At 66.6% G+C, this 18,525-nt stretch carries 16 protein-coding genes and 5 tRNA genes; all 21 read left to right on the top strand.

Features of this window, described 5'->3' with window-relative positions; translation table 11 throughout:
• Positions 1 to 30: 30 nt before the first annotated feature.
• On the top strand, positions 31 to 495 hold the full coding sequence (locus PVZ72_RS02845; protein ID WP_133859558.1) for a hypothetical protein: 465 nt from the start codon (positions 31 to 33) through the stop codon (positions 493 to 495).
• A gap of 186 nt (positions 496 to 681) precedes the next feature.
• Positions 682 to 1,902 (top strand): aspartate aminotransferase family protein, encoded by a 1,221-nt coding sequence (locus PVZ72_RS02840; protein WP_273861161.1) that lies wholly within the window; start codon positions 682 to 684, stop codon positions 1,900 to 1,902.
• A gap of 62 nt (positions 1,903 to 1,964) precedes the next feature.
• The gene (gene aruF / locus PVZ72_RS02835; RefSeq protein WP_273861160.1) at positions 1,965 to 2,984 is read left to right on the top strand and encodes an arginine/ornithine succinyltransferase subunit alpha; all 1,020 of its coding nucleotides are present in this window, start codon (positions 1,965 to 1,967) and stop codon (positions 2,982 to 2,984) included.
• Positions 2,985 to 3,010: 26 nt separating this feature from the next.
• On the top strand, positions 3,011 to 4,018 hold the full coding sequence (astA, locus tag PVZ72_RS02830; RefSeq protein WP_273861159.1) for an arginine N-succinyltransferase: 1,008 nt from the start codon (positions 3,011 to 3,013) through the stop codon (positions 4,016 to 4,018).
• 9 nt (positions 4,019 to 4,027) lie between these two features.
• Positions 4,028 to 5,491, top strand: a complete 1,464-nt coding sequence (astD, locus tag PVZ72_RS02825; protein ID WP_273861158.1) for a succinylglutamate-semialdehyde dehydrogenase — start codon at positions 4,028 to 4,030, stop codon at positions 5,489 to 5,491.
• A complete protein-coding gene (astB, locus tag PVZ72_RS02820) occupies positions 5,488 to 6,849 on the top strand; it encodes an N-succinylarginine dihydrolase (RefSeq protein ID WP_273861157.1) in 1,362 nt (453 codons plus the stop codon). Before astD ends, astB begins: the two co-directional genes overlap by 4 nt.
• A gap of 14 nt (positions 6,850 to 6,863) precedes the next feature.
• Positions 6,864 to 7,160: a GTPase gene (locus PVZ72_RS02815; protein ID WP_133859552.1), complete on the top strand. Its 297-nt coding sequence runs from the start codon at positions 6,864 to 6,866 to the stop codon at positions 7,158 to 7,160.
• A 39-nt stretch (positions 7,161 to 7,199) separates the two neighbouring features.
• The gene (gene astE, locus PVZ72_RS02810; RefSeq protein ID WP_273861156.1) at positions 7,200 to 8,207 is read left to right on the top strand and encodes a succinylglutamate desuccinylase; all 1,008 of its coding nucleotides are present in this window, start codon (positions 7,200 to 7,202) and stop codon (positions 8,205 to 8,207) included.
• A gap of 11 nt (positions 8,208 to 8,218) precedes the next feature.
• Positions 8,219 to 9,217 (top strand): low-specificity L-threonine aldolase, encoded by a 999-nt coding sequence (ltaE, locus tag PVZ72_RS02805; protein ID WP_273861155.1) that lies wholly within the window; start codon positions 8,219 to 8,221, stop codon positions 9,215 to 9,217.
• Between the two features lie 185 nt (positions 9,218 to 9,402).
• The gene (alaS, locus tag PVZ72_RS02800) at positions 9,403 to 12,027 is read left to right on the top strand and encodes an alanine--tRNA ligase (protein ID WP_273861154.1); all 2,625 of its coding nucleotides are present in this window, start codon (positions 9,403 to 9,405) and stop codon (positions 12,025 to 12,027) included.
• A gap of 226 nt (positions 12,028 to 12,253) precedes the next feature.
• Positions 12,254 to 13,489, top strand: coding sequence for an aspartate kinase (locus tag PVZ72_RS02795; RefSeq protein WP_133859548.1), 1,236 nt, complete (start codon positions 12,254 to 12,256; stop codon positions 13,487 to 13,489).
• Between the two features lie 156 nt (positions 13,490 to 13,645).
• On the top strand, positions 13,646 to 13,831 hold the full coding sequence (gene csrA, locus PVZ72_RS02790) for a carbon storage regulator CsrA (protein WP_007159101.1): 186 nt from the start codon (positions 13,646 to 13,648) through the stop codon (positions 13,829 to 13,831).
• Positions 13,832 to 13,892: 61 nt separating this feature from the next.
• Positions 13,893 to 13,983: transfer RNA gene (locus PVZ72_RS02785), tRNA-Ser, on the top strand.
• 106 nt (positions 13,984 to 14,089) lie between these two features.
• Positions 14,090 to 14,166: transfer RNA gene (locus PVZ72_RS02780), tRNA-Arg, on the top strand.
• Positions 14,167 to 14,226: 60 nt separating this feature from the next.
• Positions 14,227 to 14,303 (top strand) — tRNA-Arg (locus PVZ72_RS02775).
• A 60-nt stretch (positions 14,304 to 14,363) separates the two neighbouring features.
• Positions 14,364 to 14,440 (top strand) — tRNA-Arg (locus PVZ72_RS02770).
• Positions 14,441 to 14,500: 60 nt separating this feature from the next.
• Positions 14,501 to 14,577: transfer RNA gene (locus PVZ72_RS02765), tRNA-Arg, on the top strand.
• Between the two features lie 142 nt (positions 14,578 to 14,719).
• The gene (locus PVZ72_RS02760; RefSeq protein WP_187978882.1) at positions 14,720 to 15,160 is read left to right on the top strand and encodes an acyl-CoA thioesterase; all 441 of its coding nucleotides are present in this window, start codon (positions 14,720 to 14,722) and stop codon (positions 15,158 to 15,160) included.
• A 2-nt stretch (positions 15,161 to 15,162) separates the two neighbouring features.
• Positions 15,163 to 16,161 carry a tRNA dihydrouridine synthase gene (locus PVZ72_RS02755; RefSeq protein ID WP_187978883.1) on the top strand — a complete coding sequence of 333 codons (999 nt, stop codon included), beginning with the start codon at positions 15,163 to 15,165 and terminating at the stop codon, positions 16,159 to 16,161.
• A 153-nt stretch (positions 16,162 to 16,314) separates the two neighbouring features.
• Positions 16,315 to 18,318, top strand: coding sequence for an FUSC family protein (locus tag PVZ72_RS02750; protein ID WP_187978884.1), 2,004 nt, complete (start codon positions 16,315 to 16,317; stop codon positions 18,316 to 18,318).
• A complete protein-coding gene (locus PVZ72_RS02745) occupies positions 18,305 to 18,508 on the top strand; it encodes a DUF1656 domain-containing protein (RefSeq protein ID WP_042135685.1) in 204 nt (67 codons plus the stop codon). The genes PVZ72_RS02750 and PVZ72_RS02745 overlap by 14 nt, the downstream gene beginning before the upstream one ends.
• The last annotated feature ends 17 nt before the right edge of the window (positions 18,509 to 18,525 follow it).

Here is an 18,525-nt window from a genome sequence, read left to right as displayed (position 1 = left end):
GTGTCTTTCAACTGCCCCTGGAGTTGCCCCATGAACAGAGTCCTTCAGCTCGCCGCTTCCCTGACCGCCGTCGCCCTGCTGGCCGGCTGCGCCTCCGATCAGTCCGGCGACGTCTATTCGCGTGATGAGGCCCGGCAGGTGCAGACGGTCCGTACCGGTACCATCACCGCCCTGCGTCCGGTCACCATCGAGGGCACCAAATCGCCCGTCGGCGCCGGTGCCGGTGCTGTGGTCGGTGGCATTGGCGGTAGCGCCATTGGCGGCGGGCGTGGCAGCTTCGTCACCGCCATCATCGGCGCGGTAGCCGGCGGCCTGCTGGGTGCGGCCACCGAAGAAGGCTTCACCAAGGCCAGCGGTGTCGAGATCACCGTGAAGGAAGACGACGGCGGCTCCCGCGCCTATGTGCAGGCGGTCAACAAGGGCGAGATGTTCCGCGTCGGCGAGCGGGTGCGCATCATGACTGTCAACGGCACCAGCCGCGTCGCGCCCAACTGATCTTTCGGACGTACCCGAAGGTACGTCCTTGCCCTTCCAGAGCGGGTGTCCGAATCGCTAGACTGCGAGTCGGACGCCCGTTTGCGTTTTCGCCCGTAAATAGTTGTCGCCTGGGCGCAATGCCGCGCCTGGAGGTCGTCCTACAATCCCCCTCAGTCACCGCCGTGATCGGCAGGAGAAATCCCGATGTCCGCTTCTCAACCCAATGTGCAACGCGCCGCCTTCGATGAGGTGATGGTCCCGACCTACGCCCCCGCCGCGTTCATTCCGGTGCGAGGAGAGGGTTCCCGCGTCTGGGATCAGGCCGATCGCGAATACGTCGACTTCGCCGGCGGCATCGCCGTCAGTGCCCTGGGCCATGGCCATCCCGCGCTGATCAAGGCCCTGACCGAGCAGGCCGGCAAGCTCTGGCATGTATCCAACATCTACACCAACGAGCCCGCGCTGCGCCTGGCACGCAAGCTGGTGGACCATACCTTCGCCGACCGGGTGTTCTTCGCCAACTCCGGCGCCGAAGCCAACGAGGCGGCCTGCAAGCTGGCCCGTCGCTATGGTCACGACGTCAGCGGCGGCAGTCGCTACGAGATCGTCGCCGCCACCAACAGCTTCCACGGCCGGACCCTGTTCACCGTCAGTGTCGGCGGGCAGCCGAAGTATTCCGATGGCTTCGGTCCCAAGATCGAAGGCATCCGCCACGTGCCCTACAACGACCTGGCCGCCCTCGAAGCCGTGGTTTCAGACAAGACCTGCGCGGTCATCCTCGAACCCATCCAGGGCGAGGGCGGCGTGCTGCCGGCCGACCAGGCCTACCTGGAAGGCGCCCGTCGCCTGTGCGACGCCCATGGCGCCCTGCTGATCTTCGACGAGGTGCAGAGCGGGGTCGGTCGCAGCGGTCATCTCTACGCCTACCAGCACTATGGCGTGGTGCCGGACATCCTCACCACCGCCAAGAGCATCGGCGGCGGTTTCCCGCTGGCAGCCATGCTGACCACCGAGAAGGTCGCCCAGCACTTCAGCGCCGGCGTGCACGGCAGCACCTATGGTGGCAACCCGCTGGGCTGCGCCATCGGCGCCGCGCTGCTGGACATCGTCGCCACCCCGGAAACCCTGGACGGTGTCGCCGCGCGCCATCAGCGCTTTGTCGCCGGTCTGGAGCAGCTCAACGCCCGCTACCACCTGTTCCAGCAGATCCGCGGTCTGGGCCTGCTGATCGGCGCGGTGCTCAACGACAGCTGGAAGGGGCGCGCCAAGGACATCGTCACCGCCGCCAACGAGGAAGGCCTGATGATCCTGCAGGCCGGCCCGGACGTGCTGCGCATGGCGCCAAGCCTGATCATCGCCGAGACCGATATCGACGAAGGCCTGGCCCGCCTGGATCGCGCCCTGGCGCGACTCACCCAAGGCTAATCTCCGGACGCGGGACGCGTACCGCTGGCATCCAGGGATGGATCCGTACACAAGGAGTTCTCATGCTGGTAATGCGCCCTGCGCGCGCGGCGGATCTGCCCCTGGTCCAGCGGCTCGCCGCGGATAGCCCGGTTGGCGTCACCTCGCTGCCCGACAACCCCGAGCGGTTGCGCGACAAGATCCGCACCTCGGAGTCGTCGCTGGCGGCCGAGGTGGGCTTTCATGGCGAGGAGAGCTATTTCTTCGTGCTCGAAGACACCCGCAGCGGCGAGTTGCTGGGCTGTTCGGCCATCGTTGCCTCGGCCGGATTCTCCGAGCCCTTCTACAGCTTTCGCAACGAGACTTTCATCCACGCCTCGCGCGAGCTGAAGATCCACAACAAGGTCCATGTGCTGTCGCTCTGTCACGACCTGACCGGCAACAGCGTGCTGAGCAGCTTCTACATCCAGCGTCCGCTGCTCGACACCCCTCACGCCGAACTTAACTCCCGCGCCCGCCTGCTGTTCATGGCCGCCCACCCGGCGCGCTTCGCCGAGACGGTGGTGGTGGAAATCGTCGGGCTGGCGGACGACGACGGCGAATCGCCGTTCTGGAACGGGGTAGGGCGCAATTTCTTCGACATGGACTACGCCGCCGCCGAGCGCCTGTCCGGGCAGAAGAGTCGTACCTTTCTGGCCGAACTGATGCCGACCTATCCGCTCTATGTGCCCCTGCTGCCCGACAGCGCCCAGGAAGCCATGGGCCAGGTGCATCCCCGTGCCCAGATCACCTTCGACATCCTCAGCCGTGAAGGCTTCGAGACCGACAACTACATCGACATCTTCGATGGCGGTCCGACCCTGCACGCCCGCACCACGGCCATCCGCTCCATCGCCGAGAGCCGCCTGGCGCCGGTGAGCGGAGGTACCCCGGCCGGCGATGAGGCACCCTGGTTCCTGGTCGCCAATGACGGCCTGGAAAATTTCCGGGCGCTGGCCACGCCGCTGCGCTGGACGCCTGGCGAAGCCGTCGTCCTTTCCCCCGAGCAGATCGCCACCCTGGAGATCGCCGAAGGCGACCGGGTTCGTCTGGTAGCGCTGTAGCCGACCCTAGCGTCTTTGGAGGTCCGATGATCGTCCGTCCCGTCACCCGTGCCGATGTGCCCGCGCTGCTGCAGCTGGCGCAGGCAGCCGGCGCCGGTCTCACCACCCTGCCGGCCAGTGAAGAACGCCTGGCGCAGCGGGTGGAAAATGCCGAGCGCAGCTTTCTGCGTCAGGTCGAATCCGCCGATGCGGACTACCTGTTCGTCCTGGAAGAGGACGACGAAGTCATCGGCATCGCCGGGATCGCCGCCGCCCTGGGCCTGCGCGAGCCCTGGTACAACTACCGGGTCGGCCTGACGGTGAGCGCCTCGCGCGAACTGGACATCCACCGGCAGATCCCCACGCTGTTCCTGGCCAACGACATGACCGGCAGCTCCGAACTCTGCTCGCTGTTCCTGCGCGCCGATCGGCGCGGTGGCGCGTCCGGGCGCCTGCTGTCCAAGTCCCGCTTCCTGTTCATCGCCGAATTCCGCGAGTTGTTCGCCGAGCGCATCATCGCCGAATTGCGCGGCATGTCCGATGACCAGGGCCGGTCACCCTTCTGGGAAGCCCTGGGCCGGCACTTCTTCAAGATGGAATTCTCCCAGGCGGACTACCTCACCGGCATCGGCAATCGCGGCTTCATCGCCGAGCTGATGCCACGCTTTCCGCTGTACACCTGCTTCCTGTCGCCGGAAGCGCGCCAGGTGATCGGTCGGGTGCACCCGGATACCGAGGCCGCGCGCCGCCTGCTGGAGGCCGAGGGCTTCAACTACCAGGGCTATGTCGACATCTTCGATGCGGGTCCGACCGTCGAGGCCGAGACCGCCAAGGTGCGCGCGATCCGCGACAGCCAGCGCCTGGTACTGGCGGTGGGCACACCGGGCGACGATGCCGAGGTCTATCTGATCCACAACCGCAAATGCCAGGACTGCCGCATTACCAGTGCCCGCGCGCGCCTGGCGTCCGGCACCCTGGTGGTCGATCTGGCCACCGCCCGCGAACTGCGGCTGATGGCCGGCGCCCAGGTGCGCGCCGTGCGCCTGATGCCCTGAGGAGCGCTCATGGATAGCCTCTATATTGCTGGTCAGTGGCGCCCCGGGCGCGGCGCGACCTTCACCTCGCTCGCCCCCTACGCCGGTACCGCGCTGTGGCAGGGCGCGGCCGCGGACGCAGCGGACGTCGACCAGGCGATCGCCGCGGCACGCCAGGCCTTTCCCGCCTGGGAAAGGCGCGGCCAGGCCGCGCGCCTGGAGATCCTGCAGGCCTTCGCCCAGGCGCTGCAGCAACGCCGCTCCGAGCTGACCCGGGCCTTGGCCGAGGAAACCGGCAAGCCGCTGTGGGAGGCCGATACCGAGCTCGGCAGCATGATCGCCAAGGTGGCCATCTCGGCCCAGGCCGAAGCGGCCCGTAGTGGCGAGCGTTCGGCTAGCGTGGCGGACGCCCGCAGCGTCACGCGCCATCGACCGCACGGCGTCCTGGCGGTCTTCGGTCCCTACAATTTCCCCGGCCATCTGCCCAATGGCCATATCGTCCCGGCGCTGCTGGCTGGCAACACGGTGGTGTTCAAGCCCAGCGAGCTGACGCCGCGTTTCGCCGCCCTGACCCTGGAATGCTGGATCGCCGCCGGGCTGCCGGCCGGGGTGCTCAATCTCGTGCAGGGCGGTCGGACCACCGGCGAGGCCCTGGCCGCGCATCCGGGCCTGGACGGCATCCTCTTCACCGGCTCCAGCGCCACCGGTGCGGCGCTGCATCGTCTCAACGCGGACCGTCCGCAGCGACTGCTGGCGCTGGAGATGGGCGGCAACAATCCCCTGGTGGTGGCGCCGGTGGCCGATCTGGACGCCGCCGTGGTGACCATCGTCCAGTCGGCCTTCCTCTCCGCCGGGCAGCGCTGCACCTGCGCCCGCCGCCTGCTGGTACCCCAGGGGGCCTGGGGCGATGCCCTGCTGGCGCGCCTGGTGAGTGTCAGTGCCGGGCTCAGCACCGGTCCCTTCGACGCCGATCCGGCGCCCTTCATGGGCACCGTCATCTCTCTTGCCGCTGCCCAGGCCCTGCTGCAGACCCAGGCCCAGCGCCTGGCGCAGGGTGGCCGGGCACTGCTGGAGTTGCGGCAGCCGGAGCCCCAGCGAGCGCTGCTCACGCCGGGGATCATCGAGGTGTCGGGGATCGCCGACCTGCCCGATGAAGAGGTCTTCGGGCCGCTGTTGCAGGTCCAGCGCTATGGCGACTTCGACGAGGCGCTGGCGCTTGCCAATGCCACTCGCTTTGGCCTGGCGGCCGGCCTGCTGGCCGACGATCCGGCCCTTTACGAACGCTTCTGGCAAGGGGTGCGCGCCGGCATCGTCAACTGGAACCGGCCCTTGACCGGGGCGGCCAGTGCCGCCCCCTTCGGCGGCGTCGGTGCCTCGGGCAATCATCGACCCAGCGCCTATTACGCCGCGGACTACTGCGCCTTCCCGGTCGCCTCGCTGGAAAGCGACGCCCTGACCCTGCCTAGCCAACTGCCTCCAGGACTACAGCTATGAGTCAACTCGCCCCAGCTGCGCGGGAGGTCAATTTCGACGGCCTAGTCGGTCCGACCCACAACTATGCCGGCCTGTCCTACGGCAACGTGGCCTCCCAGGCCAGCAAGCAGCAGTGCTCGAATCCACGCGAGGCCGCGCGCCAGGGCCTGGCCAAGATGCAGGCGCTGATGGAGCTGGGTTTCGAGCAGGGTGTGCTGGCCCCTCACGAAAGACCCGACATCGCCTCGCTGCGCCGCCTGGGGTTCGCCGGCAGCGATGCCCAGGTGCTGGAGGGTGCGGCGCGCGAAGCCTTGCCGCTGCTGCTCTCCGCCAGTTCCGCCTCGGCCATGTGGACGGCCAATGCCGCCACCGTCAGCCCCAGCGCCGACACCCGCGACGGCCGCGTGCATTTCACCCCGGCCAACCTGGCCTGCAAGTTCCACCGCAGCCTCGAACCCAGCACCACGGCGCGCATCCTCCAGGCGATGTTTCGCGATCCCGCGCATTTCCAGCACCATGCGCCGCTGCCCTCGGTGGCCCAGTTCGGCGACGAGGGCGCGGCCAACCACACCCGCTTCAGTCGCGACCACGGCGCCCCGGGCGTGGAATTCTTCGTCTTCGGTCGCAGCGCCTTCGATCCGCGCTATCCCGAGCCCCATCGCTATCCGGCCCGGCAGACCCTGGAAGCCTCCCAGGCCATCGCCCGCCTGCATGGCCTGAGCGAGGAGGGCGTGGTGTTCGCCCAGCAGAATCCGGCGGTGGTGGACCAGGGCGTCTTCCACAACGACGTCATCTCGGTGGGCAATGCCCAGGTGCTGTTCCATCATGAAGACGCCTTCCTCGACAGCGACCACGTACTCGACGAATTGCAAGCCAAGCTCGCCCGACGCGGCGCCACCTTGCAGCGCCTCTGCGTGCGGCGCAGCGAGATCAGCGTCGGTGACGCCGTGCGCTCCTATCTGTTCAACAGCCAGCTGCTGGATCGACCAGGGCAGGGCGCATTGCTGGTGGTGCCCGACGAGTGCCGACAGAATCCGCTGGTCTGGGACTATCTGCAGGCCCAGGTCGGCGGCGCAGGCCCGCTGGATGAGGTCAAGGTCTTCGATCTCAAGCAGAGCATGCAGAACGGCGGTGGCCCCGCCTGCCTGCGCCTGCGCGTGGCGCTCACCGCGGACGAGCTGGTCGCGGTGAATCCGGGGGTGCGCTTTACCCCGGCGCTGCATGCCCAACTGCTCGACTGGGTGGATCGCCACTACCGCGACCGCCTGACACCTGCGGATCTCGCCGATCCCCAGTTGCTGGGCGAAGTCCGCACCGCCCTCGACGAGTTGACCCAGTTGCTGGGTCTCGGCTCGGTCTATCCCTTTCAATTGCCCTGACCTCCGGAGCCCCCATGAGCCACCTTCTCGATCTCATCCTCGAACCCACCGCCGACGAGCAGCAGACGCTGCAGGTCCAGCGCCTGGCCATCCGCCTGGCCGGTCGCGACCTCTGGCTGGAAGCCGATGGCAGCGGCGGTCTCAACATCTTCGCCGACTCCCAGGATGATGAGGAGCAGACCCCGGTCCTGGTGCTGCGCCCCCAGGCCCTCAATGCCCTGGGCCTGTCCATTGCCCTGGAGACCTTCGCCGACGAAGGCGATGAGAATCATGTGCATGACGCCGATTGCGGTTGCGGCCACGATCATTGAGTATCTAGCCCGACGACACGTCGCTCAGCGGAGTAGAGCATGGCTGCATCTGAACGTTATCGGTTGGCGCTTGGCCGCCTGCTGGACCTGACCCTGGCCGGCCGCGAGCCGACCGAGAAGATTCAACTGACTGCCGACGGCACCCGTCTCCACTGGCTGACCGAAGGCGTGCTGGAAGTCACCCCGCCGGTGGCGCGCGACAACCGCATGGACCTGCTGCTCTCCGCGGGTATCCATGGCAACGAGACGGCGCCCATGGAGCTGCTCGACGCGTTGCTCAGTGGCATCGCCAGCGGCGCCCTGCGCCCCGCCTGCCGTCTGCTGTTCATGTACGGCAATCCCGACGCCATGCGTCGAGGCACCCGCTATGTCGAGCAGGATCTGAATCGCCTCTTCAATGGCCGCCATGCCCAGGCCGAAGGCTCCGAGGCGCAACGCGCCAACGACCTGGAACGCCTGTCCGCACAGTTCTTCAGCAAGCCCGATCGGGCGCGCCTGCATTACGACCTGCACACCGCGCTGCGCGCCTCGGCGCTGCCGCGTTTCGCCCTCTATCCCTGGAGCGCCGGGCGCGAGCATTCGGAAGCCGAGCTGCAGCGCCTCGAAGTGGCTGGCATCGAGGCCGTGCTGCTCTACGACAAGCCGGGCATCACCTTCAGCGCCTACACCTACGCCGAATGCCAGGCCGAGGCCCTGACCCTGGAACTGGGCCAGGCACGGCCCTTCGGTGAGAACAGCGAACTCGACCTGAGTCGCCTGCGCCTGCTGCTGGAAGCCCTGGTCGAAGGCCGCGAAGCCGAGCTGCCGCCAGCGGATTCCTCGTTGCTGAGATTCCGTGTGGCGCGCCAGGTGTACAAGTCCAGTCCGCGCTTCCAGTTGCACCTGGCCGACGACGTGGCCAACTTCTCGCCGCTGCGCCAGGGTTCGCTGCTGGCCGAAGACGGCAGCGAGCGCTGGATCGTCGACGAAGCCGAGGCGCGCATCATCTTCCCCAATCCCAAGGTCGCCGTCGGCCTGCGGGCCGGACTCATCGTGGTCCCCGCATAAGGAGCGAACGCTTGATCGATCTGCGCAGCGACACCGTCACCCAGCCCACGCCGGCCATGCGCCAGGCCATGCTGGCCGCCGAACTCGGCGATGACGTCTACGGCGAAGACCCCACGGTCACCCGCCTGGAGCAACGTCTGGCAAGCGATCTCGGTCTGGAAGCAGGACTCTTCGTGCCCAGCGGTACCATGAGCAACCTGCTCGGCCTGCTGGCGCACTGCGAGCGGGGCGACGAATACCTGGTCGGCCAGCAGGCCCATACCTACAAGTACGAGGGCGGCGGCGCCGCCGTGCTCGGTTCCATCCAGCCGCAGCCCATCGAGATGGCCGCCGACGGCAGTCTCGACCTCGACCTGGTGCGCAGCTACATCAAGGCCGATGACTTCCATTTCGCCCGCACCCGGCTGCTGGCGCTGGAAAACACCATGCACGGCAAGGTCCTGCCACTGGCCTATCTGGCGGCGGCGCGGGCCTTCACCCGGGAGCACGGCCTGGCCCTGCACCTGGATGGCGCGCGGCTGTACAACGCCGCGGTCAAGCTCGGCGTACCGGTGCGCGAGATCAGCCAGCATTTCGACTCGGTGTCGGTCTGCCTGTCCAAGGGCCTCGGCGCCCCGGTGGGTTCGGTGCTCTGCGGCGAGGCCGCGCTCATCGCCAAGGCGCGGCGCTGGCGCAAGGTGGTGGGCGGTGGCATGCGCCAGGCCGGCATCCTCGCGGCCGCCGGCCTGCATGTCCTCGATCACCAGGTCGAGCGGCTGGCCGAGGACCACGCCCACGCGGCGCAACTCGGCACCGCCCTGGCCGAGCTCGGCTATCAGGTGGAGCCGGTGCAGACCAACATGGTCTATCTCGCCCTGGGCGACGAGGCGCCCGCGCTGCATGCCTTCCTGGCCGAGCGTGGCATCCGCATCAGTCCGGCAGCACGCCTGCGGCTGGTCACCCATCTGGACGTCAGCGCCGCCGATATCGAGACGGTTATCGCCGCTTTCTCCGCCTACCGCCGCCGCTAAGTCTTCCGACGACGTTTTTCCTGCGCAACCGGGGCGACACCGGGGCGCGGGCGTCGATATACTCCCAGACATGCGTGTCCGTTTTCCGCACGTGCCGCGTCTGCGGCGCCCGCTCCGTTCGTCTCGTCTGCGATCCAGTCGGATGCCCGTCACGCGCGTCGAAAAGCCCATTGTCTGGAATGAATATGAAAAGCGCCGAAATCCGCGAAGCCTTCCTCCGCTTCTTCGAAGAGAAGGGGCACACCCGGGTCGCCTCCAGTTCGCTGATCCCCGCGAACGATCCGACCCTGCTGTTCACCAACGCCGGGATGAATCAGTTCAAGGACTGCTTCCTCGGCATGGAAAAGCGCAGCTACACCCGCGCCGCCACCAGCCAGAAGTGCGTGCGCGCGGGCGGCAAGCACAACGACCTGGAGAACGTCGGCTACACGGCGCGTCACCACACCTTCTTCGAGATGCTGGGCAACTTCAGCTTCGGCGACTATTTCAAGCGCGACGCCATCACCTTCGCCTGGGAATTCCTCACCTCGCCCCAGTGGCTGGGTCTGCCCCGGGAAAAGCTCTGGGTCACCGTCTATGCCACCGATGACGAGGCCTACGACATCTGGACCAAGGAAGTCGGGGTGCCCGAGGCGCAGATGGTGCGCATCGGCGACAACAAGGGCGCCCCCTATGCCTCGGACAACTTCTGGACCATGGGCGACACCGGTCCCTGCGGCCCCTGCACCGAAATCTTCTTCGACCATGGCGCCGAGATCTGGGGTGGCCCGCCCGGCTCCCCGGAAGAAGACGGCGATCGCTACATCGAGATCTGGAACAACGTCTTCATGCAGTTCAACCGCACCGCCGATGGCGTCCTGCATCCGCTGCCGGCGCCCAGCGTCGACACCGGCATGGGCCTGGAGCGGGTCAGCGCGGTGCTGCAGCACGTGCATTCGAACTACGAGATCGACCTGTTCCAGCAACTCCTGGCGGCTTCGGCCGAGGCCATCGGCTGCGCCAATGACGATGCCCCGTCGCTCAAGGTGGTGGCCGACCACATCCGCTCCTGCAGCTTCCTGATCGCCGACGGCGTGCTGCCGTCCAATGAAGGCCGCGGCTACGTGCTGCGGCGCATCATTCGTCGCGCCTGCCGTCATGGCAACAAGCTGGGCGCCAAGGGCACCTTCTTCCACAGGATCGTCGCCGCCCTGGTGGCCGAGATGGGCCAGGCCTATCCCGAGCTGGTCCAGCAGCAGGCGCACATCGAGCGCGTGCTGCGCACCGAGGAAGAGCAGTTCGCCAAGACCCTGGAGCAGGGTCTGAAGATCCTCGAGCAGGATCTGGCGCAACTGCAGGGCGACACCATCCCCGGTGACGTGGTGTTCAAGCTCTATGACACCTACGGCTTCCCGGTCGACCTGACCAACGACATCGCCCGCGAGCGCAACCTCAACCTCGACGAGGCCGGTTTCGAGCGCGAGATGGAAGCCCAGCGCGAGCGCGCCCGTTCCGCCAGTGCCTTTGGCGTGGATTACAACAGCCTGGTCAAGGTCGAGGGCGAAACCCGCTTCCTCGGCTACGACACCACCAGCGCCTCGGGCACCATCGTCGCCCTGTACCGTGCCGGTCAGCCGGTGGACAGCCTGGCCGAAGGCGAGGAGGGCGTGGTCATCCTCGACCAGACGCCGTTCTACGGTGAATCCGGTGGCCAGGTCGGTGATACCGGTACCCTGGAAAGCGCCGGCGTCGGCTTTGCCGTGCGCGACACCACCAAGACCCAGGGCGCCTTCCTGCACCATGGCGTGGTGACCAGGGGCAGCCTCAACGTCGGCACCGCGCTCATGGCCCAGGTCGACGCCAGCCGTCGCCAGGGCATCGCCCTGAACCACTCCGGTACCCACCTGCTGCACGCCGCGCTGCGCCAGGTGCTGGGCGATCATGTCCATCAGAAGGGCTCCCTGGTCAACGACCAGCGCCTGAGATTCGACTTCAGCCACTTCGAGGCCATCAAGCCCGAGGAGCTCAAGCGCATCGAGACCATCGTCAACGAAGAGATCCGCAAGAACAGCGCGGTGACCACCGAGGTCATGGCCATCGACGAAGCCAAGGCCCGCGGCGCCATGGCGCTGTTCGGCGAGAAGTACGGCGACGTGGTGCGCGTGGTCGGCATGGGCGGTGAGTTCTCCGTCGAGCTGTGCGGCGGCACCCACGTGGCCCAGACCGGCGACATCGGCCTGCTCAAGCTGGTCAGCGAAGGCGGCGTGGCCTCCGGCGTGCGCCGCGTGGAGGCCATCACCGGCACCGCGGCCCTGGCCTACCTCAATGGCGCCGAGGAGCAGCTGCGCGAAGCCGCCAGCCTGCTCAAGGGCAGTCGCGACAACGTGCTGGACAAGCTGGCCGCGCTGGTCGAGCGCAATCGTCAGCTGGAAAAGGAAATCGAGCAGCTCAAGGCCAAGGCCGCCAGTGCCTCGGCCGGTGACCTGGTGGACCAGGCGCAGGACGTCAAGGGCGCCAAGGTGCTCACCGCGCGCCTCGACGGTCTCGACGGCAAGGCGCTGCTGGCGCTGGTCGACCAGCTCAAGAACAAGCTCGGCAGCGGCATGATCCTGCTGGGTGGCGAAGCCGACGGCAAGGTGGTGCTGGTGGCCGGCGTCACCGCCGACCTGACCGCCAGGCTCAAGGCCGGCGAGCTGATGAAGCGCGCCGCGGCCGTGGTCGGTGGCAAGGGCGGCGGTCGTCCGGACATGGCCCAGGGCGGCGGCACCGATGCCAGCCAGCTCGAAGCGGCCCTGGCCTGTGCCGGCCAGTACGCCGAGGAAAGCCTATAGGAGCCATAATCTCGCGAGCTAGAGCCAAACAAGGCGGAAGTGCTTGAGGAAGCGGATCGGACTCGCGTTCGAGTTTACGAATGGTAAATGAGCATTCCGAAAGCAATCCCAACGCCGTTTGGCCGACGCGCAGCAGATTATGAACGGGCTCGGGTCGCCGGGGAGGGCGGCCCGCTTCCTCCCTCAACAACTTGAATCAGATTTTTCTGCGGACGGGCAGCAAGCAATGGCATTGATCGTACAGAAATTCGGCGGTACCTCGGTGGGTACGGTGGAGCGTATCGAGCAGGTCGCCGACAAGGTGAAACGCTTCCATGAGGCAGGCGACCAGATCGTGGTGGTGGTGTCGGCCATGAGCGGCGAGACCAATCGCCTGATCGGCCTCGCCAAGCAGATCATGGAGCAACCCGATCCGCGCGAGCTGGATGTCATGGTTTCCACCGGCGAGCAGGTCACCATCGGCCTGCTGACCATGGCGCTGCTCAAGCGCGGCGTCCAGGCGGTTTCCTACACGGGCAGCCAGGTGCGCATCCTTACCGACAGCGCGCACACCAAGGCACGCATCCAGCAGATCGACGACGCCCGCATCCGCGCCGACCTCAAGGCGCGCAAGGTCGTGGTCGTGGCCGGCTTCCAGGGCGTCGACGAGCAGGGCAACATCACCACCCTGGGCCGTGGTGGCTCCGACACCACCGGCGTGGCCCTGGCGGCCGCGCTGAAGGCCGATGAGTGCCAGATCTACACCGACGTCGACGGCGTCTACACCACCGATCCGCGCGTGGTGCCCCAGGCCCAGCGCCTGGACAAGATCACCTTCGAGGAAATGCTGGAAATGGCCAGCCTCGGCTCCAAGGTGCTGCAGATCCGCTCGGTGGAATTCGCCGGTAAATACAACGTGCCGCTGCGCGTGCTGCACAGCTTTCAGGAGGGTCCGGGCACCCTCATTACCCTTGATGAAGAGGAATCCATGGAACAGCCGATCATCTCCGGCATCGCCTTCAACCGTGACGAAGCCAAGCTGACCATTCGCGGTGTGCCGGATACCCCCGGCGTGGCCTTCAAGATCCTCGGCCCGATCAGTGCGGCCAACATCGAAGTCGACATGATCGTGCAGAACGTCGCGCACGATAACACCACCGACTTCACCTTCACCGTGCACCGCAACGACTACCAGGCGGCCCTGGAGATCCTCAAGCGCACCGGCGTCGAGATCGGTGCCCGGGAGTCCGTCGGCGACACCAAGATCGCCAAGGTCTCCATCGTTGGCGTGGGCATGAGATCCCATGCCGGTGTGGCCAGCCAGATGTTCGAAGCCCTCGCCAAGGAGAGCATCAACATCCAGATGATCTCCACCTCCGAGATCAAGGTATCGGTGGTCATCGAGGAGAAATACCTCGAACTGGCCGTCCGTGCCCTGCATACCGCTTTCGAGCTCGACGCCCCCGCACGCGGCGCCGAGTGACCGGTCAGATGAGGTCCCTGCCACAGGGACCTCATCTGACGCGGGTTCTACGGAACTTTACTTGCATGGACAGAGGTCAATAGCGACTAGAACGTCCATTCAGGGATCGTTTCGGTTCATACGTGCAGACTGAGTTAAAAGCTTAAGGAGAATGGAATGCTTATTTTGACTCGTCGGGTTGGTGAGACCCTGATGGTGGGTGATGAAGTCACCGTGACGGTACTGGGAGTCAAGGGCAACCAGGTCCGTATCGGCGTCAATGCACCCAAGGAAGTCGCGGTTCATCGCGAGGAAATCTATCAGCGCATCCAGAAGGAAAAGGACCAAGAACCAAACCACTGATTTTTTTTGAATTTTTCTCTTTGCAAACGGGCAAACCTTCGATATAGTTTCGCCCCGTTGCGGTGAGGTGGCCGAGTGGCCGAAGGCGCTCCCCTGCTAAGGGAGTACACCTCAAAAGGGTGTCGAGGGTTCGAATCCCTCCCTCACCGCCATTTGCTTCAAACTGGCTCCGCTGTACTGACCGATTGGTAAGTACCTGATAAACAAGCAAATTTGCTTGACACGTCAGAAACGGAAGCTAGAATACGCAGCTTCAACGCACTCGTAGCTCAGCTGGATAGAGTACTCGGCTACGAACCGAGCGGTCGGAGGTTCGAATCCTCCCGAGTGCGCCAAATCGACGAAGCCTCTGGCTTCAGCAGTACCAGCGGTGTTCTGGTTAAACTCACCGAAACGCACTCGTAGCTCAGCTGGATAGAGTACTCGGCTACGAACCGAGCGGTCGGAGGTTCGAATCCTCCCGAGTGCGCCAAATCGACGAAGCCTCTGGCTTCAGCAGTACCAGCGGTGTTCTGGTTAAACTCACCGAAACGCACTCGTAGCTCAGCTGGATAGAGTACTCGGCTACGAACCGAGCGGTCGGAGGTTCGAATCCTCCCGAGTGCGCCAAATCGACGAAGCCTCTGGCTTCAGCAGTACCAGCGGTGTTCTGGTTAAACTCACCGAAACGCACTCGTAGCTCAGCTGGATAGAGTACTCGGCTACGAACCGAGCGGTCGGAGGTTCGAATCCTCCCGAGTGCGCCAAACATGAAGAAGGGCCTGCAGCGATGCAGGCCCTTTTTTATTGTCCGTGGATTCGTGCCAGTATCCGCGACCGATGACCTGGCCAGGTTCGTATCCGGTCCGGCTTCCCGTCTTCCGACCTTGCCCGCGAGAGGGTCTCTTCATGCAGTGGGACAGACCGACTCCCCATCTCCTGCCGCTGCGCATCGGCGCCGAGCACATCGACGGCCTGGGCCATGCCAACAACGCCGTCTACGTCAGCTGGCTCGAACAGTGCGCCTGGCAGCACTCGGCGGCCCTGGGTCTGGATCTGGCCACCTTCCAGCGCCTGGATCGCGCCATGGCCGTGGTACGCCACGAGATCGACTACCTCAGCAGTGGCTATCGGGACGATGAGCTGGTGCTGGGCACCTGGCTGGTGGACTGGGATCGCCGTCTGCGCATGACCCGGCAATTCCAGTTGCAGCGGCCCGCCGATGGCGTGACCCTGCTGCGCGCCCGGACGACCTTCGTCTGCATCGAGCTGTCTTCCGGCAAGCCCAGGCGCATGCCACCCGAATTCCTGGTTGGCTATGGCCAGGCGCTCCCTGGCGAGGACCTCTGAGCATGGAGATCGCCCTGGCGCCCATGGAGGGTCTCGTCGACGACATCCTGCGCGAACTGCTGACCGAGGTGGGTGGACTCGACTGGTGCGTGAGCGAATTCATCCGCGTCTGTGATCGGCTGCTGCCGGCGGCGGCCTTCGCCAAGCTGGCACCGGAGCTGGAGGAGGGCGCGCGCACGCCATCCGGTACGCCCATGCGGGTGCAACTGCTGGGCTCGGATCCGGCCTGCCTGGCGGACAACGCGGCCTTTGCCTGCACCCTGGGCGCGCCAGTGATCGATCTCAACTTCGGCTGCCCGGCCAAGACCGTCAACAAGTCCCGCGGCGGAGCGGTGCTGCTCAAGGAGCCGGAGCTGCTCAACCGCATTGTCGAGAGCGTGCGCCAGGCCGTTCCGGCGCACATTCCGGTCACCGCCAAGATGCGCCTGGGCTATGACAGCCCGAACGGCGCCCTGGCCTGCGCCGAGGCGCTGGCGGAGGGGGGCGCGGCGCAACTGGTGGTCCATGCGCGGACCAAGGTCGAGGGTTATCGTCCGCCGGCGCACTGGGAGTGGGTGGCGCGGGTGGCTGACCGGGTGTCCGTGCCGGTGCTGGCCAATGGCGAGATCTGGACCCTGGACGACTACTGGCGCTGTCGCAGCGTCAGCGGCCAGGCCTCGGTGATGCTGGGGCGCGGTCTGGTCTCGCGACCGGACCTGGCGCTGCAGATCGCCGCTGCCGTACGCGGAGAAGAAGCCGTCCCGCAGAGCTGGGCCGAGATCCTGCCGCGGGTGCAGCGCTTCTGGAGCATGGCGCAACGCAAGCTGGCACCGCGCTATGCCCCGGGACGCCTCAAGCAGTGGCTTGGCATGCTGACGCGCAGCTATCCCGAGGCTGCGGCCCTGTTCGCCCAGGTGCGGCGCGAATCCGATTGCGCCCTGATCGACCGCCTGCTTGGCATGACCGGACAAAACCCGGCAAACCTTGATCTCGATCAAGAGCGGCGGCTGCAACTCGGCTAGTCTGCAGGGAGTGGTGACGACGGAGCGTCGTCGCTCGAGCACGCAAGGCACTTCAGGCGACCCCGGGTCGCCTTTTTTTCGTCCGGCATAACCGCTGGAACTTCGCCTGGGCCGCGCGGCCTATGCTGGATCCCCCGCAATCCAAGAGCCGACGTGCGTCTACCCTGGACGGTCTTTCTCGCTCCCACGCCGACGGCGCTCCTCTTTGCCGGCAAGACCCTGTTCGCCGCCGGACTGGCGCTCTGGCTGGCCTTTCGCTTCAGTCTCGAACAACCGGTCTGGGCCTGCATGACAGTGATGATCGTCTCCCAGCCGCTGTCCGGCATGGTGCTGGCCAAGGGATTGTTCCGCCTGCTCGGCACCCTCGTCGGCACCTGCATGGCGGTGGTGCTGATGGGCTTCTTCGCCCAGACGCCCTGGCTGTTCCTGCTCGCGCTGGCCGGCTGGATGGCGCTGTGCACGGCGGCCTCGACCCTGCTGCGCAATCACGTCGCCTATGGCTTCGTGCTGGCCGGCTATACGGTCGCCATCATCGGCCTGCCCGCCATCGCCCATCCGCTGACGGTGTTCGATCAGGCGGTGGCCCGCTGTACCGAGATCTGCCTGGGTATCGTCGTGGCCTCGGCGGTGAGTGCGCTGTTCTGGCCGCAACGGGTGGAGCAGAATCTAGCTGTCCAGGCACGCCGCACCTGGGAACAGGGCGTGGCTGCCGCCCGGGCGGAGCTGGCCGAGGCCCAGGATGCAACCCAGGGACTGCTGGCCATGCTCGGTCAGGTGGTGGCGGTGGATGCCCAGCGCGATCACGCCTGGTTCGAAGGCCAGCGCGGCCGGCAGCGCGCCAGGGCGTTGCGGCTGCTGTCGCGGGACCTGCTCAGCCTGTTGCGGACCGCTCGCGGCGCCATGCGCCAGTGGCGTGGCCTGGACGAGCCGCGGAGGGCCGTCCTGCAGCCCTGGCGCGACGAACTGCTTACGACCCTGGCCGACCCCCAGGCTCCGGCCCTGGAAGCCCTCCTGCAGCGTCTGCGAGAGGCTGCCGGCACCTCGCCGCAACTCGACAACGACCAGCGCTACCTGCTGGCCCGTTTCGCCATCCTGCTGGACAAGATCCTGCTCGCCGGTCGCGCTCTGGACAGCGTCCATACGGCCCGGCTCAGCGCCGTGGCGCCCTCGGCGCTAGCCCGCCATCGCGATGTCCAAACGGCGCTGCTCTATGGCCTGCGCAGCGCCTGTGCGTTGCTGGCCGTGGGGGTGTTCTGGCTGGCCAGTGCCTGGCCGTCCGCGCCAGGCGCCATGCTGATGGCCGGCGTCATCTGCAGCCTGTTCGCCAATCGCGACAACGCCGCCGCCATCGGCCTCGGTTTCCTGCGGGGCATTCTCTATGCGGCGCCGGTCGCCATCCTGATCAGCCAGGTGCTGCTGCCGCAGATCAGCGGCTATCCGCTGCTGTGCCTGGTGCTGGGGGTGCCGCTGTTTTTTGCCGCCCTGGGGATGGCCGGGCCTCCCAGCGTGGTGGGGACAGCGACGGCCTTCGCCATCCATCTGCTGGTGCTGGTCTCGCCCAACAACCACGGCCAGGTGGAGATGGGTGCCTTGCTCAACCAGCTGCAGAGTCTGCTGATCGGCGTCGGTTCGGCCGTGCTCATGTTCCGGCTGATCAGTCTGCGCACGCCGCGGCGCACCAGTCGCCGGATCCTCGAGGCCACCACCCACGACCTGCAGCGGCTGACCACGGTCCCCCTGGCCAATGCCGAGACCTGGTTCGGCGGGCGGATGGCGGATCGCCTGCTGCTGCTGGCGCGGCATATCGAGCAGTTGTCGGCCAGCGAACGCGGCCGCTGGGAGCGGGGCCTGCTGGCGCTCGATCTGGGCAACGAGCTGCTGCACCTGCGCGCCTGCCTGGCAGGTGCCCGGGGCGAAGTGGCACGGGCGCGGGATGCCTTTCTCGGGCGCTTCGCCGAGCAACTGGCGGTCGGCTTCGATGACCTGCAGCCGGACGCGCTGGACACGGCGGCCCAGCGCCTGCGCGTGGCGCTGGGCCAGGCCCCCGACGATGAGCCGCATCGCCTGGCGCGCGGCGCCATCGGCCAGCTCCAGCAGACCTGGCGTGGCTGTTGTCTGAAAGCGGTAGCGGAGGAGGGCGCGGATGAATCTGCATGAATGGGCCATCGGCGGGGTCTATCTGGGGCCGCTGTTCGTCTATGGCGTCCTGGCGCTGCTGCTGACGGCGCTGTCGCTGTGGCTGCTGCAGCGCAGCGGCCTCGGCCGCCATCTGTGGCACAGCGCCCTGTTCGGCTGTGCGCTGTTCGTGCTCTGGCTGGCCGGCCTCGTCGCCGTCCTGGCCACCTGAGCCCCCTGACAAGAGGA

The sequence above is a fragment of the Pseudomonas sp. LA5 genome, from assembly GCF_028640825.1.
GTDB lineage: Bacteria > Pseudomonadota > Gammaproteobacteria > Pseudomonadales > Pseudomonadaceae > Chryseomonas > Chryseomonas aestiva.
This window is presented reverse-complemented; position numbering and strand designations above follow the sequence as displayed.

Excerpts from the sequence above, each read along its gene's own strand:
- astE (WP_273861156.1), top strand. The coding sequence starts at position 7,200 with ATGGCTGCATCTGAACGTTATCGGTTGGCGCTTGGCCGCCTGCTGGAC.
- alaS (WP_273861154.1), top strand. The coding sequence starts at position 9,403 with ATGAAAAGCGCCGAAATCCGCGAAGCCTTCCTCCGCTTCTTCGAAGAG.
- astD (WP_273861158.1), top strand. The coding sequence starts at position 4,028 with ATGGATAGCCTCTATATTGCTGGTCAGTGGCGCCCCGGGCGCGGCGCG.
- PVZ72_RS02745 (WP_042135685.1), top strand. The coding sequence starts at position 18,305 with ATGAATCTGCATGAATGGGCCATCGGCGGGGTCTATCTGGGGCCGCTG.
- PVZ72_RS02755 (WP_187978883.1), top strand. The coding sequence starts at position 15,163 with ATGGAGATCGCCCTGGCGCCCATGGAGGGTCTCGTCGACGACATCCTG.
- csrA (WP_007159101.1), top strand. The coding sequence starts at position 13,646 with ATGCTTATTTTGACTCGTCGGGTTGGTGAGACCCTGATGGTGGGTGAT.
- aruF (WP_273861160.1), top strand. The coding sequence starts at position 1,965 with ATGCTGGTAATGCGCCCTGCGCGCGCGGCGGATCTGCCCCTGGTCCAG.
- astA (WP_273861159.1), top strand. The coding sequence starts at position 3,011 with ATGATCGTCCGTCCCGTCACCCGTGCCGATGTGCCCGCGCTGCTGCAG.
- PVZ72_RS02840 (WP_273861161.1), top strand. The coding sequence starts at position 682 with ATGTCCGCTTCTCAACCCAATGTGCAACGCGCCGCCTTCGATGAGGTG.
- PVZ72_RS02815 (WP_133859552.1), top strand. The coding sequence starts at position 6,864 with ATGAGCCACCTTCTCGATCTCATCCTCGAACCCACCGCCGACGAGCAG.
- PVZ72_RS02795 (WP_133859548.1), top strand. The coding sequence starts at position 12,254 with ATGGCATTGATCGTACAGAAATTCGGCGGTACCTCGGTGGGTACGGTG.
- PVZ72_RS02760 (WP_187978882.1), top strand. The coding sequence starts at position 14,720 with ATGCAGTGGGACAGACCGACTCCCCATCTCCTGCCGCTGCGCATCGGC.
- astB (WP_273861157.1), top strand. The coding sequence starts at position 5,488 with ATGAGTCAACTCGCCCCAGCTGCGCGGGAGGTCAATTTCGACGGCCTA.
- PVZ72_RS02845 (WP_133859558.1), top strand. The coding sequence starts at position 31 with ATGAACAGAGTCCTTCAGCTCGCCGCTTCCCTGACCGCCGTCGCCCTG.